This window comes from Pigmentiphaga sp. NML080357, from assembly GCF_002188465.1.
Taxonomy (GTDB): Bacteria; Pseudomonadota; Gammaproteobacteria; order Burkholderiales; family Burkholderiaceae_B; genus Pigmentiphaga.
The window spans coordinates 293,476-307,749 of record NZ_NINW01000037.1; the positions used below are offsets into that span (position 1 = coordinate 293,476).

The following is a 14,274-nucleotide window of genomic DNA, read 5'->3' on the forward strand; positions in this document are numbered from 1 at the left end:
CCCGCCCATGGCTCCCTTAGGGGTATGCCGGCCGGATTTCGCCAGTCCGGTAAAATGATGGGCTGACCTGAACTTTTATTCCAGCCCGTTCTGGAGCCGCATATGACTCACGTCGTCACCGAGAACTGCATCAAGTGCAAATACACCGATTGCGTTGACGTCTGCCCGGTGGACTGCTTTCGCGAAGGCCCCAACTTCCTGGTGATCGACCCGGACGAGTGCATCGACTGCGCCGTCTGTATCCCTGAATGCCCGGCCAACGCCATCCTGGCCGAGGAAGACGTACCAGCCGAGCAGGTGCACTTCATCCAGCTCAACGCCGAACTTTCGCAAAACTGGCCCAGCATCACGCGTACCAAGCCCCCCCTGCCCGACGCCGACGAGTGGAAGGACAAGGAAGGCAAGCTGGAACTCCTAGAGAGGTAGACCCCCCCCTACGCGCTGACGCGCGCCCCCCAGGGGGCGATGCGGGTGGACCGGCAGAGCCGGATCCACCGCATCCTGGGGTACTACCAGGCTGACAACGTACGGCGTCTTTTCGCCACATCGGTAGAAAGCCGAGGAAAAAACGCCGCCCTTGATCAGCCTGGTAGTACCCCAGGGCACAGCGGATCCGGCTTTGCCGGTCCGCCAGTGCCGCCCCCTGGGGGGCGCGCGTCAGCGCGTAGGGGGGAGCCACATTCATGACCGCTGAAAAATACACCGTCGAAACAGTTACCTGGGTCAAGACCTGGGTGCCGCACAAGCTGTTCTCGTTCCGTACGACGCGCTCGCCGGGCTTTCGTTTCGTGCCGGGGCAGTTCGCGCGGCTGGGGATCGAGCGGCCGGATCCCGCGGCCGAGGATGGCTCCGGGCGGCGCATCGTGTGGCGGGCGTATTCGATCGTGTCGGCACCGTACGATGACTTCCTGGAGTTCTTTTCCATCGTCGTGCCGGAAGGCGAGTTCACCAGCGCGCTGGAGCATTTGCGCGAGGGCGACAAGATCTACGTGGACAAGACCAATTTCGGCTTTCTGACCACGGCCGCATTCCCGGCGGGCAAGGACTTGTGGATGCTGGCCTCGGGCACGGGACTGGCCCCGTTCGTCTCCGTCCTGCAGGACCTGGAGGTCTGGGAAACGTATGACCATCTCATCGTCGTCCACAGCGTACGCACCGCCGAAGAGCTGGTCTACCGGGACACCATCGAGGGACTGCGCGACCACGAGGTATTCGGCGAATTCTGCCGCGAGCAGCCGGGCAAGCTGATCTACCTGCCCTCGATCACCCGTGAAAAGGTGGAAGGCGCGATGAACGGCCGCATCACGACGCTGATCGCCAGCGGCGAACTGGAGCGACGGGCGGGGGTCACGCTGGACCCCGCGCGGTCGCGCGTCATGCTGTGCGGAAACCCCGAGATGGTATCCGACCTGCGCAAGCTGCTGGCCGAACGCGGTTTCGGCACGTCGCGCCGCGGCAAGCCAGGCAATCTGGCGGTCGAAAATTACTGGTAAACGGATACTAGTTTCCTGCCCTCTCCACGGTGTTGCCGAAAGGAGATTGTGCATTGCAATATAATCGGTCCAGCGGCAATAATCGATTGCCCCCTGTGGTCTGGAGCAGAGATGCTGTATCAATTGCATGAATGGCAGCGCGCGCTGCTGACGCCGTTCGCTCACTTTGCCGACGCGACGGCCCAGCTTTTCTCGAACCCCTACAGCCCGCTCGCCTATACGCCGATGTCCCGGCGCCTGGCGGCCGGATACGAGCTGCTGTACCGGCTCGGCAAGGACTACGAGAAACCCGCCTGGGGGCTGGCTTCCACCACCATGGACGGCGTCCAGGCCGTCGTGACCGAACAGATCGCCGCGGCCCGGCCCTTCTGTAATCTCGTGCATTTCGTGCGCACTCCCGTGGAGGCGCGCAAGCACGCCAGGCGCAAGCCGGACCCCACGGTGCTGCTGGTGGCGCCGCTGTCGGGCCACCACGCGACGCTGCTGCGCGACACGGTCCGGGCACTGCTGCCCGAACACGACGTGTACGTCACGGACTGGATCGACGCGCGCATGGTGCCGGACTCGGCGGGGCCGTTCCACCTGGCCGATTACGTGGACTACATCCGGGATTTCATCCGCCAGCTGGGGCCCGAGGTCCACGTCATATCGGTGTGCCAGCCTACGGTACCGGTGCTGGCGGCGGTGTCGCTGATGGCTTCGGAACACGATCCCAAGCTGCCGCGCAGCATGATCATGATGGGCGGCCCCATCGATCCGCGCAAATCGCCCACCCAGGTGAACAACCTGGCCACCACCAAGCCATATTCCTGGTTCGAGAACAACCTCATCCATCGCGTGCCGCCCCGCTTCCCTGGCGCCGGCCGCAAGGTATACCCGGGCTTTCTGCAGCATGCGGGCTTCGTCAGCATGAATCCCGACCGGCACCTGAAGTCCCATTACGACTTCTACCTCGACCTGGTGCGGGGCGACGACGAGGACGCCGAGGCGCATCGCCGCTTCTACGACGAATACAACGCGGTGCTCGACATGCCCGCCGAGTACTACCTCGACACCATACGCATCGTGTTCCAGGAATTCCAGCTGCCGCGTGGCCTCTGGAAGGTGCACGGCAAGCTCGTCAAGCCGGCGGACATCGAGTCCGTGGCGCTTTTCACCATCGAAGGCGAACTCGACGACATCTCGGGATCCGGCCAGACGCAGGCCGCGCAGGACCTGTGCAGCGGCATTCCCGCCGCCCGCAAGCGCCATTTCACCGCTCCGCGCTGCGGCCATTACGGCATTTTCTCGGGCCGGCGCTGGCGCGAGGTCATCTGCCCCCAGATCGCCCAGTTCATCCGCCAGCACAGCGACCCGGCCTGACGAGGACGCGGCGTGGACCTGGTCGATCTGATCGATGCGCAACTGCCGCAGACGCAATGCACCAAATGCGGCTACGACGGCTGCCGGCCGTATGCCCAGGCCGTCGCGCAGGACGAAGCGCCCATCAACCGGTGTCCGCCGGGCGGCGATGAAGGCATCGCCAAACTGGCCGCATTGCTCGGCCGGCCGCGGCTGCCGCTGGACGAAACGCGCGGCCGCCACCAGCCGCTGCAAGTAGCGTGCATCGACGAACAGCACTGCATAGGCTGCACCTTGTGCATCCGCGCCTGTCCCGTGGACGCCATCGTCGGCGCCAACAAGGTCATGCATACCGTCCTGGCGGACCTCTGCACGGGCTGCGACCTGTGCGTGGCGCCCTGCCCCGTGGATTGCATAGCCATGGAACCTGTCGAGCCTGGACGAAGCTGGACCGCGCGAGACGCCGACGCAGCCAGGCTGCGTTATCGTCGGCGGCAGGAACGCCTCGCGCGCGAAAGCCGGGAGGACCAGGAGCGGCTGCGCGCCCGGTCCGAATTGCGCCGGCGCGAACCGGCCGCAGCCGATACGGCAACGCCGCCCCGCAACGCCGCCGACGAAGCTGCCGAGCGCAAGCGTGCCATACTGGAGGCCGCCCTCGCCCGGGCTCGCTCCCGGCGCGCGCATTGACTCTCACCACAACAACGGCACGAGCCGTGTCCGCATGAATTCCGCCAAACGCCACACCATTTTCGAGCGCCTGCACGCCGCCAACCCTTCCCCCAGGACCGAGCTGGAATACGGATCGACCTTCCAACTGCTGATCGCCGTCATCCTGTCCGCCCAGGCCACCGACAAATCGGTCAATCTCGCCACGCGCCGCTTCTTCCCCGAGTACGGCACGCCCGACAAGCTGCTGGCTCTCGGCGAAGAAGGGCTGATCGAGTATGTGCGGACCATCAACCTGTACAAGACGAAAGCCAAGAACGTCATCGCGACCTGTCGCATCCTGCTCGAGCAATACGGCGGCGAGGTGCCGGCCAGCCGCGAAGCGCTGGAAGCGCTGCCGGGCGTCGGCCGCAAGACCGCCAACGTCGTCCTCAACACGGCTTTCCGACAGGTCGCGATGGCGGTCGACACGCATATTTTCCGCGTGGCCAATCGCACCCGCATCGCCCCGGGCAAGACGGTGCGCGAGGTCGAGGACCGCCTGCTCAAGGTGGTGCCCAAGGAATTCCTGCTGGACGCGCATCACTGGCTGATCCTGCATGGACGCTACATCTGCGTCGCGCGCAAGCCCAAGTGCCCGCAATGCGGCATCGCCGACCTGTGCGAGTACAAGGACAAGACGCCCCCCGAGTGAAGCCGCCCCGGCGCCAGCTCGGGCATGCGGCTTGCGGCCTCCGGCTTGAACGGGTCGTCACCGGGCGTGACAATCCCCTTACCGAGCTACTCGCAAAGGAGCATGCAATGGCCAACAGTACCGTGCTGGGCACCACCGAGAGCCAGCCCGACGACAGCAGCAAACATGGCAAGCTCGGGCCCAGCGACACGTCGGATTCGGGAAGCGACCTCGCGGGCCTGCCGGACGACGAGGCCGGCACCGACTCGGGCGGCACCGGCGAACGCGTATCCGTGGATCCCGAGGAAGAAGAACGGACCGGCAGCGATGTGCTGCCGGACGAGGTGGTCGACGAAGAACGCCTGGCGCGTTCCCATCCCGGCGACGACGAGGACGACGCCACTCGCCACCGCTAGGTCCTGCGGAAAGAGGCGGCGGCGGTCCGCCGCCTTCGTGCGGCGCTAAGGCTGCACGGTTTGCCGAGAATTGGGCCTGGGGTGGCTGTCCAGGCCGTCCGACGGACGGGCCTGGACTTTGTCGCTGAGCACCGGCGCCGCGACCGGATCGAAATCCACCCAGTCCCCGTCGCGCCATCTGCCCTGAGCCTTTTCCACGTCCTTGCCGCCGCAATCGCGCAGCACCTGCGCGGCGGCGGCCTCGGAGGCCACGGTGACGTGCACGGCGGTCAGTACCCCCGCGCGCCGCATGCCGGTGCTATGCCCGGCACGGTAGGCGCGGGCCGCGCTGCGGGTGGCGACCAGCGCCCCGCCGAGGGAACCGATGTATGCCCCCACGCCCACGGCGATGACCAGGGCCAGGACCGATCCTGCCGCGTACAGCCACACGACGCTGCCGATGACGGCCCCGATCAGGCCGAGCAGCGCGGCGCCGGCCACGGCCCCGTGCTTGGTCTTGCGCGACCCGGGATCGGCGGCCTGGTCCCCGCCCAGCGGATAGCGATCATGCTGGCCTGCGGGATTGACGAAGAATATCGAGACGTCCTCAGGGGCGAAGCCGGCCGCGAACAGCTGGCGACCGGCGTTCTCGGCCTCGGGAAAGGAATCGAAACGGGCGGCGACGATGAGCGACACGGCAGTCTCCTTGGTTGAGGAACGCGGAAACTGCAGCATGTAGCGTGCCGGGGGTCACTCCTCTTCCGGCGGCGTCGGCGGCGGAGGCGGCAGGTCGGGATCGATGGGATCGGGCTCCTGCGCCGGCGGCACGGGCGGATCGCCCACCGGCTGTCGGGGAGGATCGCCCACGGGAGGCGGATCCTTGACCGGCGGATCGGGCGGAACGGTGTGCAAGAGCAGGTCAGGCATAGGGCCTCCGTTGGCAGGGGCGGTCTCAGGAAACCGGCACGTCTTGCACGTCGGCCTCGCGGGCGTCGGTCGCTGCGTAGTCCTCCAACCGGTTGTAGAGCGTCTTCAGACTGATGCCCAGCACCTCGGCGGCGTGCTTCTTGACGCCGCCGCAATGCTGCAGGGTGGCGAAAATCAGTCGCTTGTCGGCTTCAGCAAGCGACATGCCCACGGGAATGGTGACGATGGGCTCGCTTTCCGCCTTGCTGGCCGGAGCGAGCTGTATGGGCGCAGCCACCGTATCGATGAGCCCGCCGTCGGTCATGATGAAGGCGCGGTGCACATAGTTCTTCAGTTCGCGCACGTTACCCGGCCACGCATGCGATGCCATGTCGGCCAGCATCGCCGGGGAGAAGGCCTTGGAGGTCTTGTGGGTTTCATTCAGCTGGTCGAGGAAGCTCTGCGCCAGCAGCTCGACGTCCTTGGCGCGCTCGCGCAGTGGAGGCAGGTGGATGGGGAAGACGTTCAGCCGATGGTAGAGGTCCTCCCGCAGCTTGCCTTCAGCCACCGCCTCCTGCGGATTGCGGTTGGTGGCGGCGATGATGCGGACGTCGCATTCGATTTCCTGGTTGGTCCCCACCCGCATGAAAACGCCCGTTTCGAGCACGCGCAGCAGCTTGACCTGCAGTTCGATCGGCATCTCGGTGATTTCGTCGAGAAACAGCGTCCCGCCGTGCGACCGCTCGAAGTAGCCCTTGTGCTGCCGTTCCGCGCCGGTGAAGCTGCCGCGTTCGTGGCCGAACATCTCGCTTTCGATCAGGTTGGGCGAGATCGCGCCGCAGTTGACCGCCAGGAAGGGCCGCTTGCGGCGCAGGCTGAGGTCGTGCAGCGTCTGGGCGGCGAGCTCCTTGCCGGTGCCGCTCTCGCCGATCAGCAGGACGGTCGCCTCGGTCGGCGCCACCTTGCCGATCTGGTCGTAGAGATCCTGCATGACCGCGGAGCTGCCCAGCATGCGGCCGAAGCGGCCGAACCGCCGCAGTTCCCCCCGTAGCGAACCGATCTCGGCCTTGAGATCGCCGGCCCGCGGGATGCGGTCCAGGATGGCCTTGAGCCGCTGCATGTTGATCGGCTTGATGAGATAGTCCGCCGCGCCCAGCCGGAGCGCGTCGACCGCGCTCTCGACGCTGGCGTGGCCGGTGATGAGGATGACTTCGACCGGGATCGAAGGGTCCAGCTCTTTGAACAGGTCCATGCCGCTGCCGTCCGGCAGCTTGAGGTCGGTCAGGACGACGTCGGGACTCTGGCGCACGATCTGGATGCGGGCCTCCCTGAGGTCGCCCGCCACGGCCGTGGTGAACCCCTCGGCACCGACGATCTCCGCCAGGGCGGCCCGGGTGTTCGGTTCGTCATCCACGATCAGGACATGCGGCATGCGTTGTGGCTCCTCGATAATGCAGGCCATGCCGTACGTCCGTGGCCACGCCCTGTAGGCGCGGCCAAGGCGTCCGCCATGGCCTGAGATCCATGACTACTTGTCGGCGGCGCTGCCGGCGCCGTTATTTTGCCCCGAAGCGGGACCGGTGCGCAGGCCTGTCAGCGCCGCATGGCGAGCAGGCCGATCACCACCCCCACCGCGGCGGCAATGCCCACGGCCCGCCAGGGATTGTCGCGGACATAGGCATCGGTATGGGCGGACGCCTGGCGGTAGGAATCGACGGCACTGCGCTGCGCCTCGTGATACAGCTCGCGCGCACGCTCCAATTCGTCGTGCAGCCGCCGGCGGGCCGCCTCCAGCTCCTGGCTGGTGTAGCCCGCCGTGGTCTTGAGCAGTGCCTCGGCGTCCTCCACCACGCCGCGGACATGGTCGACGGCCCTGTCCTTCCCGCGCAGCCAATCACCCGAATACGAACCCATCTCCGCTCCCGTATCGACGGCCGGGCGCTATCTTCGGAATGCGCCCAGCAACAGCGTCACCACAAAGACGATGACGAAAATATAAAACAGGATTTTCGCGATTTCCGCCGCGCCGGAGGCAATCCCCCCGAAACCGAACAACGCGGCAATCAATGCAATTACGAAGAAAATGGCGGCCCATCGCAACATTGCTTACTCCTTGTATAGAGTGACAGAACGGCAGGCGACGGCGACTCCCCGGCGTCCGATGCGTGGGCCGGGCGCAGTTTTCATACCGTGCACCGAAAACCGCGCAGCCGTTCGCAGCGCGTGCTGGTCTAAGTGCAAGCAATAGGTAAGAATTACATGAAAACTTGTAAATTCCCCTTGGACGGATGGGCGTTGCGACAGCCCGTTACCATGCTTCCGGCCGCCGGGCGCCGCCAGGCCCCCAGGTCTGCTTAGAATGACAGTTCCCGCCCGACGGGGCACTCCCGCCCTCGGCACGCCACCCCTGGAGATCAATGCGGAAGGAACAGGCAATGCGCCCTGACGAAGCCCTGGCGCCGACTCTCGATACCGACACACCGTTCGCTTCCGACGGCGGCGCAGGCCACTCGGCCGAGCCGCCCCGGGTGGAACCGCCACGCGACCACTACGGCCTGCTGTATGGCGCCTCCGCTCCCATGCGCGACCTGTATCAGCAGATCGCAAAGGTCGCACCCACAGCGCTGACCGTGCTCATCATCGGCGAAAGCGGCACCGGCAAGGAACTGGTCGCCCGCACCTTGCACGAGAAAAGTCCGCGCAGCGGCGGCCCGTTCATACCGGTCAACTGCGGCGCCATCCCGGCCACCCTCATCGAGGGCGAGCTGTTCGGCCACGAGAAAGGCAGCTTCACCGGTGCGGTACAGCAACATGCCGGGTACTTCGAGCGCGCGGCGGGCGGGACGATCTTCCTGGACGAGATCACGGAGATGGCGCCCGACATGCAGATCAAGCTGCTGCGCGTGCTCGAAACCGCCAGCTTCCATCGCGTCGGCGGCACAGAGCAGATCTCCACCGACGTCCGGGTGATCGCCGCCACCAACCGTGATCCCCAGGTGGCCGTGCAGGAAGGGCGATTCCGCGAAGACCTGCTCTACCGCCTGGCGGTATTTCCGCTGCGCGTGCCGCCGCTGCGCGAACGCACCTCGGACATCGAGCTGCTGGCGCGCCGCTTCCTCGAACAGCTCAACGCCGCCGAGAAAAGCCGCAAGCGCTTTGCCAAGGGCACGCTGGACGACCTGCGGCAGCATCACTGGCCGGGCAACGTGCGAGAACTGAAGAACGCCGTCCATCGGGCCTTCATCCTCGCCGACGAGGAAGTCGAGGTGCAGAACCCCGAACCCGCGCCGCGCAACCGGCGCGTGGTGCGCCGCGAAGGCAGCCTCGAGCTGGCCGTGGGCATCCCGCTGCCGGACGCCCAGCGCGAGCTCATCCTCGCCACGCTCGCCCATTTCGGCGGCGACAAGCGGCAGACCGCCAGCACGCTGGGCATCAGCCTCAAGACGCTCTACAACCGGCTCGATACCTACAAGCACGGCAACGGCGAAACCTGACCGGCCGCCGCGCCGCTACAGCCAGCGCTCCAGCAGGCGGGACAGGAACTCCTTGAAGCGCGTGGAGATCGGCCGCCGTTTCCACTGCTCGTAGTCGACCGGCTCGGAGGCGCGGCGGTCGGCATCGAACAGCGCTTCCATCTGGGTTCCGAATTCTGCTCCGAGGATCACCGCGTTGATCTCGTGATTCAAGGTGAAGCTGCGCCAATCGAGGTTGCTGGATCCCGCCGTGGACCAGACACCGTCCACGACGGCGGTCTTGGCGTGCAGCAGCGCATCCTTGCGCTCGTAGATTTTCACGCCGGCCTTGAGCAGCTCTTCGTAATGCGAACGGCCGGCATGCAGCACGATCGAGAAGTCGCTGAAACCCGGCAACAGCAGCACCACGTCCACGCCGCGCCGGGCTGCTTCGCACAAGGCGGCGATGAAGGCGGGGTCCGGCACGAAATAAGCCATGGTGATATGGATGGACCGCTGCGAACTGTTGATCGCGGAGAGCAGTGTCAGGTAGATCGCGTGGTTATCGTCCGCACCCGGTTTGTTGACGAGGATGCGCACGACGTGCGGGCCGCGGCGCGGCTGCTGGGGCAGGAAGTCGATGTCGCCCAGCGCGGGGCCGCCCTGGCTGCGCCACCCCTCGAGAAAGACGCGCTCCACGTCGGGCACGGCAGGCCCGCGTATGCTGATGTGCGTGTCGCGCCAAGGCGCGTTCTTCTTGTCGGCGGCCGCGCTGCGGGAGGAACCGCCGACCGGCCGCGAAGCGTAGACGTCGCTCAGATTGATGCCTCCGACGAAGGCGACCTCGCCGTCGACCACCAGTATCTTCCGGTGGCTACGCTCGTTGATGGACCAGGTGCCGCGACTCTTGAGCGGATTGACCGGATTGAAGAAGACCACCTGGATGCCGGCCTGCCGCATGCGCTCGAACAGGTCCGGCGGGACGGACAGCGTGCCGATGTCGTCGACCATGACGGCAACCGCCACCCCTTGGGTCCGCTTGGAGATCAGCAACTCCGCGATCCGGTTGCCGATCTCGTCGTCTTCGAAGATGTAGCTCTCCAGGTGGATGAACCGCCTGGCGGCGCCGATGGCGGCTTCCATGGCCCGGTAGGTGCTGGGGCCGTCGGCGAAAAGCTGCACCTGGTTGCCCGCCACGAGCGGCGCATCGGCCACCGCCTCTTCCACCTGGAGATGGCGTGCAAGAAAGTCCCCGGCATTGCCGGCGGCATCCAGGCGCTCGATGATGCGCCGGCTCTCGCGATACGTCAGCCACCCGGCATCGGTGGAAATGCGCACATTCTGTCTCGGGGGGACGCCCCCGTCTACGTCCGGCAACGGGCTTGCGCACTGGCACAGCAGGACGGCGCACAGCGCGTACAGGATGACGCGAAAGAATTTTCTCATTCTGTTACGACACCCAAGGTTCTGTCGATGATGGACTCTGGCCTGGCGAAGTCCGCACCGGTAAAACTTACCGAACCGGCAAGAGCTGCACGCTATTTTCCATGGTCTCGCCCCGGCTGCCTACGGTTTCCAGATTGGCACGAAGCTTGCAAGGTTAAGGATCGCGACACCTCAATGGCCAGGCCCCCGCCTGGCCCAAGCATGGGAGACGGCATTGGTACAAGCCACGTACGACATGCGAGTACGTCAGCAATTGTCCTTGACGCCAAGACTCCAGCAGTCGGTCAAGCTATTGCAGATGTCCGCACTCGAATTCACGCAAGAGCTGCAGCAAGCCATCGCAAACAACCCTTTCCTGGAAGAGGATGACCAGGACCCCGCCGTCAAAGCCGAGGAATCGGTGCTGCCGGTCGATCGAAATGCCGGCGAGGCGGTGCAGGCGGAAGGATCGGAAACCCGAGATCCCGAACCGCCGCCTTTCGATCCGGAACCGTACGCCGGATCCTATCCCACCAGCCGCGTCCGCGACGATGACGGCGACGACCGCCCGGACATCGGGCAATGGACCCACAGTTCCGTAGGCCTGCACGACTACCTCCACCAGCAACTATGCGGCTATCGGCTTGGCGAGCGCGATCGCCTGCTGGCCGAGATCATCATCGAGGCGCTGGACGAAGACGGCTATCTGCGCCAGGACCTCGATGAACTGGCCACCACGCTGGCGGTGACTCCCCCTCCCACCAAGGACGAATGGATGGTTGCGCTGACGCTGGTCCAGCACCTGGATGCGCCGGGACTGGCGGCCCGCAGCCTTGGCGAATGCCTGCGGCTGCAATTGGAAGCGTACGACGCGGACACGCCGGGCCGGGCCCTGGCCATCGCCATCTCGGACCAGTACCTCGACCTCATGGCGCGGCGCGAGACCGCGGAACTGCGCCGCAAGCTGGGATGCAACGAGGAAGAGCTCGCGGTGGCCTGCCGCCTGATACGCAGCCTGACTCCCCGGCCCGGCCTGGCGTTCGCCGAACCCGAGAGCGACCACATCGTGCCGGACGTGATCGTCCGCAAGGTCAAGAACAAATGGGTGATCACCACCAATCCCGCGGTCATGCCCAAGGCCCGCCTGCACCAGGCCTACGCCAACTTGTTCCGCAAGGCGCGCTGCGACGACCGCCCGCCGCTGGCCCAGGAGCTGCAAGAGGCACGCTGGCTGATAAGGAACGTGGAGCAGCGCTTTGCCACCATCCAGCGCGTGGCCGAGGCCATCGTGGCCCACCAGCGCACATTCTTCGACTACGGCGAGATCGCGCTCAAGCCGCTGGTGCTGCGCAAGGTGGCCGAGGAACTCGACCTGCACGAGTCGACCGTCTCGCGCGCCACCAACAACAAGTACATGGCCACGCCGCGAGGCGTATTCGAGTTCAAGCATTTCTTCTCGCGCGAGCTCGCGACCGACACGGGAGGCCGCTGTTCGGCCGCGGCGGTACGGGCGCTGATCCGCGACATGATCGCCGCCGAGAACCGCCGCGACCCGCTTTCCGACGTGGCCTTGACCCGCATGCTGGCCGAGCAGGGCGTGGTCGTGGCGCGGCGCACGGTCACCAAGTACCGGGACCTGATGAAAGTGCCGCCGGCGGAATTGCGCAAACATCCCTGAGCCATTAAAACGGTGACATCGGGGCACGTGGCCTCTTGCGGATTCCGCCGATGCGAATCACAAAACTGCTCGCGGCCGTTGCCGGCCTCATCGTCCTTCTGGTCGTTGCCGCCCTCTTGACCGACTGGCGTTTCCTGCGCGGGCCGGTCGAGAGGCTGGCCACCGAAAGACTGGGCCGGCCGGTCGCCCTGGACGACTTCCGGATGCGGCTACGGCCCGTCACCCGCATCCGGCTCCACGGGCTGCAGGTCGCCAATCTTCCGCAGGCCCAACCGGCGCAGATGATCGAGGCCGAGACGGTCGAGGTCCATATCCGGCTGCTGCCGCTGCTCAAGCGGGCCATCGTGCTCGACCTGCTGTCGGTGGATGGCGGACAGGCCCATCTCGCTCGGGACGCCTCGGGCGCCAACAACTGGACGCTGCCGCAAAAGGAGGACTCGGGCCCTCCCCCAGATGTCGCGCTGCGCGCTCTCTCCTTCAACCGCCTGGTGGTGGACTACGACGACCGAGCGCTAGGCGTGACCGCGCACCTGCGGGCCGACAGCGAGGCGCCCCCGGCTTCCGGACCGGCTTACGGCATGAAGCTGGACTTCAACGGCAAATACCACGGCGGCGCGTTCGGCGGCGTGGCGCGTACCGGCGGCATCATGACCCTGCGCGACTCGGGCACGCCGTTTCCGTTCTTCATCGACGCCAAGGGGGGGCCGACCCGCATCCGCGCCGAGGGCCAGGTAGGCGACCTCTTCGGCGATGCGCAAGTGGACGTGGCGCTGGACATCGCCGGGCCGACGCTCTCCACGCTCTATCCGTACATCAACCTGCCGCTCCCCACCACCCCTCCCTATCGCATCAAGGGCCGCCTCAAGCGAGCGGGAACGACTTTCGACCTCACCGGCATGCAAGGCAGCATCGGCACCACCGACATCGCGGGCGACGCCCACTACGAGATGCGCCCGGACAAGCCGCTGCTGCGCGCCAAGCTCAAGAGCCGCGTGCTCGACATGAAGGACCTCGGTCCCCTGATCGGCGTGCGCGACGAGGCGCCGGCCCGCGAGGCCGCGAAGGCGCCCGCCGCGGCCGACCGGCGCGTCCTTCCCGATGCCGAGTTCCGGCTCGAGCGCCTCAACGCGATCGATGCCGACGTCGCCCTGGACGCGGGCGACGTGCGCGTGCGCGGCCCCTGGGCGTTCGACGATTTTTCTGCCCACCTCATCCTCAAGGATGGCGTGCTCAAGCTGGCTCCGCTGAATTTCGGCTATGCCGGCGGCGATCTGCGCTCGGACATCACGCTGGACGCACGCCAGTCCGTGATCCGCACCGACGCCCGCATCGCCGTGCGTCGGGCGCGGCTGAACCGGCTCTTCCCCGACGTCGAGCTGATGAAGAAAAGCGAAGGAACGCTGGGCGCCGACGTCAAGCTCAAGACCACCGGCAATTCCGTAAGGGCGATGCTGGCGCACGCCGACGGGACCTTGGGGCTGGCGGTGACCGGTGGAGAAATATCGAACCTGCTGGTCGAGGCCATCGGCCTGGACGCGGGCCAGGCGCTCGGCTTCCTCATCGGCGGCGACAAGACGACCCGGTTGCGTTGCGCGGTCTCCACCTTCGCGGTGAAGGACGGCGTGGCGACCGCGCAAGGCCTCGTCATCGATACCGACGATACCCGGATCGACGGCAGCGGCACGATCGACTTCGGCAGCGAGCGCCTGAACCTGCGCTTCGAGCCCCAGCCCAAGGACAAAAGCATACTGGCGGCGCGCTCGCCCATCGACATCGGCGGTACGCTGGCCGATCCGGATTTCAAGATCGACAAGGCGGCCCTCTTCACGCGGGCCGGCGCATCCATCGCGCTGGGCTTCATCAACCCGCTGGCGGCGCTGATCCCGCTGATCGAGACCGGCCCGGGTACCGACGCCGACTGCCAGGGCCTGCTGTCGAATCTGCGCGATGCGAGCCGCAACGCCGGCGCGCCGGCCAAGGGCGGCAAGTCGCGGTAGCGCGCGCCCGGACGCTCAGCGCTCGTCGGGCGGCACGGTCTTCTGCCGCTTGCCGCCGCTGGCCCGCAGGTCGGTATCCTCCTGTCCCGATTGCACGTCTTCGTAGGCCTGCTCGATCACCTCGCGAGGAGGGCTCTCCTGGCTGTCGTGCGACTCGTCGTGCTCGTGAGGAAGCCGTGGCTCGGTCCTCCCGATCTCGTCCTGCGCCCGGGTTTGCTCGGGCTTGCGTTTGGTTGAATCGGCCATGC

Annotated in this window: 16 protein-coding genes; 9 read left to right on the forward strand and 7 right to left on the reverse strand. The window is 66.3% G+C overall.

Annotated elements, in window-relative coordinates:
- Positions 1-102: 102 nt before the first annotated feature.
- The 6 genes from fdxA to CDO44_RS16490 all read left to right on the forward strand — a co-directional run bounded on the left by fdxA (position 103) and on the right by CDO44_RS16490 (position 4,589).
- A complete protein-coding gene (fdxA, locus tag CDO44_RS16465) occupies positions 103-426 on the forward strand; it encodes a ferredoxin FdxA (RefSeq protein WP_087781346.1) in 324 nt (107 codons plus the stop codon).
- Positions 427-683: 257 nt separating this feature from the next.
- Positions 684-1,493: a ferredoxin--NADP reductase gene (locus CDO44_RS16470; protein WP_087781347.1), complete on the forward strand. Its 810-nt coding sequence runs from the start codon at positions 684-686 to the stop codon at positions 1,491-1,493.
- Positions 1,494-1,604: 111 nt separating this feature from the next.
- Positions 1,605-2,855: a polyhydroxyalkanoate depolymerase gene (locus CDO44_RS16475; RefSeq protein WP_087781348.1), complete on the forward strand. Its 1,251-nt coding sequence runs from the start codon at positions 1,605-1,607 to the stop codon at positions 2,853-2,855.
- A 12-nt stretch (positions 2,856-2,867) separates the two neighbouring features.
- Positions 2,868-3,521: an electron transport complex subunit RsxB gene (gene rsxB, locus CDO44_RS16480; RefSeq protein ID WP_087781349.1), complete on the forward strand. Its 654-nt coding sequence runs from the start codon at positions 2,868-2,870 to the stop codon at positions 3,519-3,521.
- Positions 3,522-3,555: 34 nt separating this feature from the next.
- Positions 3,556-4,194 (forward strand): endonuclease III, encoded by a 639-nt coding sequence (gene nth, locus CDO44_RS16485; protein ID WP_087781350.1) that lies wholly within the window; start codon positions 3,556-3,558, stop codon positions 4,192-4,194.
- Positions 4,195-4,301: 107 nt separating this feature from the next.
- Positions 4,302-4,589: a hypothetical protein gene (locus CDO44_RS16490; protein WP_087781351.1), complete on the forward strand. Its 288-nt coding sequence runs from the start codon at positions 4,302-4,304 to the stop codon at positions 4,587-4,589.
- Positions 4,590-4,634: 45 nt separating this feature from the next.
- Here the strand turns inward: CDO44_RS16490 and CDO44_RS16495 are convergent, their stop codons facing one another.
- From CDO44_RS16495 to CDO44_RS16510, 5 genes are all read right to left on the reverse strand, one after another.
- Positions 4,635-5,264 (reverse strand): hypothetical protein, encoded by a 630-nt coding sequence (locus CDO44_RS16495; protein WP_233146221.1) that lies wholly within the window; start codon positions 5,262-5,264, stop codon positions 4,635-4,637.
- Positions 5,265-5,318: 54 nt separating this feature from the next.
- Complete coding sequence (locus tag CDO44_RS27650; RefSeq protein WP_158213311.1) at positions 5,319-5,495, reverse strand: hypothetical protein; 177 nt, start codon at positions 5,493-5,495, stop codon at positions 5,319-5,321.
- A gap of 25 nt (positions 5,496-5,520) precedes the next feature.
- Positions 5,521-6,906, reverse strand: coding sequence for a sigma-54 dependent transcriptional regulator (locus CDO44_RS16500; protein ID WP_087781352.1), 1,386 nt, complete (start codon positions 6,904-6,906; stop codon positions 5,521-5,523).
- A gap of 161 nt (positions 6,907-7,067) precedes the next feature.
- Positions 7,068-7,388, reverse strand: a complete 321-nt coding sequence (locus CDO44_RS16505; RefSeq protein WP_087781353.1) for a YqjD family protein — start codon at positions 7,386-7,388, stop codon at positions 7,068-7,070.
- Positions 7,389-7,415: 27 nt separating this feature from the next.
- A complete protein-coding gene (locus CDO44_RS16510) occupies positions 7,416-7,577 on the reverse strand; it encodes a DUF1328 domain-containing protein (RefSeq protein WP_087781354.1) in 162 nt (53 codons plus the stop codon).
- A gap of 332 nt (positions 7,578-7,909) precedes the next feature.
- Here CDO44_RS16510 and CDO44_RS16515 point away from each other — a divergent pair, with 332 nt between their 5' ends.
- Positions 7,910-8,968, forward strand: coding sequence for a sigma-54-dependent Fis family transcriptional regulator (locus CDO44_RS16515; RefSeq protein WP_087781355.1), 1,059 nt, complete (start codon positions 7,910-7,912; stop codon positions 8,966-8,968).
- Between the two features lie 15 nt (positions 8,969-8,983).
- Here the strand turns inward: CDO44_RS16515 and cls are convergent, their stop codons facing one another.
- The gene (cls, locus tag CDO44_RS16520; protein WP_233146222.1) at positions 8,984-10,264 is read right to left on the reverse strand and encodes a cardiolipin synthase; all 1,281 of its coding nucleotides are present in this window, start codon (positions 10,262-10,264) and stop codon (positions 8,984-8,986) included.
- A gap of 322 nt (positions 10,265-10,586) precedes the next feature.
- Here cls and CDO44_RS16525 point away from each other — a divergent pair, with 322 nt between their 5' ends.
- Together CDO44_RS16525 and CDO44_RS16530 are read left to right on the forward strand one after the other, a co-directional pair.
- Entirely contained in the window at positions 10,587-12,029 is a 1,443-nt protein-coding gene (locus CDO44_RS16525; protein ID WP_255407803.1) for an RNA polymerase factor sigma-54, read from the forward strand.
- A gap of 50 nt (positions 12,030-12,079) precedes the next feature.
- On the forward strand, positions 12,080-14,026 hold the full coding sequence (locus CDO44_RS16530; RefSeq protein WP_087781357.1) for an AsmA family protein: 1,947 nt from the start codon (positions 12,080-12,082) through the stop codon (positions 14,024-14,026).
- A 15-nt stretch (positions 14,027-14,041) separates the two neighbouring features.
- Here CDO44_RS16530 and CDO44_RS16535 read toward each other — a convergent pair whose 3' ends face one another.
- Positions 14,042-14,272, reverse strand: coding sequence for a hypothetical protein (locus CDO44_RS16535; protein WP_087781358.1), 231 nt, complete (start codon positions 14,270-14,272; stop codon positions 14,042-14,044).
- Positions 14,273-14,274: the final 2 nt, after the last annotated feature.

Coding starts and splice junctions, on each gene's coding strand:
- CDO44_RS16510 (WP_087781354.1), bottom strand. CDS start 7,577: ATGTTGCGATGGGCCGCCATTTTCTTCGTAATTGCATTGATTGCCGCG.
- CDO44_RS16515 (WP_087781355.1), top strand. CDS start 7,910: ATGCGCCCTGACGAAGCCCTGGCGCCGACTCTCGATACCGACACACCG.
- CDO44_RS27650 (WP_158213311.1), bottom strand. CDS start 5,495: ATGCCTGACCTGCTCTTGCACACCGTTCCGCCCGATCCGCCGGTCAAG.
- CDO44_RS16475 (WP_087781348.1), top strand. CDS start 1,605: ATGCTGTATCAATTGCATGAATGGCAGCGCGCGCTGCTGACGCCGTTC.
- CDO44_RS16530 (WP_087781357.1), top strand. CDS start 12,080: ATGCGAATCACAAAACTGCTCGCGGCCGTTGCCGGCCTCATCGTCCTT.
- CDO44_RS16490 (WP_087781351.1), top strand. CDS start 4,302: ATGGCCAACAGTACCGTGCTGGGCACCACCGAGAGCCAGCCCGACGAC.
- CDO44_RS16500 (WP_087781352.1), bottom strand. CDS start 6,906: ATGCCGCATGTCCTGATCGTGGATGACGAACCGAACACCCGGGCCGCC.
- CDO44_RS16535 (WP_087781358.1), bottom strand. CDS start 14,272: ATGGCCGATTCAACCAAACGCAAGCCCGAGCAAACCCGGGCGCAGGAC.
- nth (WP_087781350.1), top strand. CDS start 3,556: ATGAATTCCGCCAAACGCCACACCATTTTCGAGCGCCTGCACGCCGCC.
- CDO44_RS16505 (WP_087781353.1), bottom strand. CDS start 7,388: ATGGGTTCGTATTCGGGTGATTGGCTGCGCGGGAAGGACAGGGCCGTC.
- CDO44_RS16470 (WP_087781347.1), top strand. CDS start 684: ATGACCGCTGAAAAATACACCGTCGAAACAGTTACCTGGGTCAAGACC.
- fdxA (WP_087781346.1), top strand. CDS start 103: ATGACTCACGTCGTCACCGAGAACTGCATCAAGTGCAAATACACCGAT.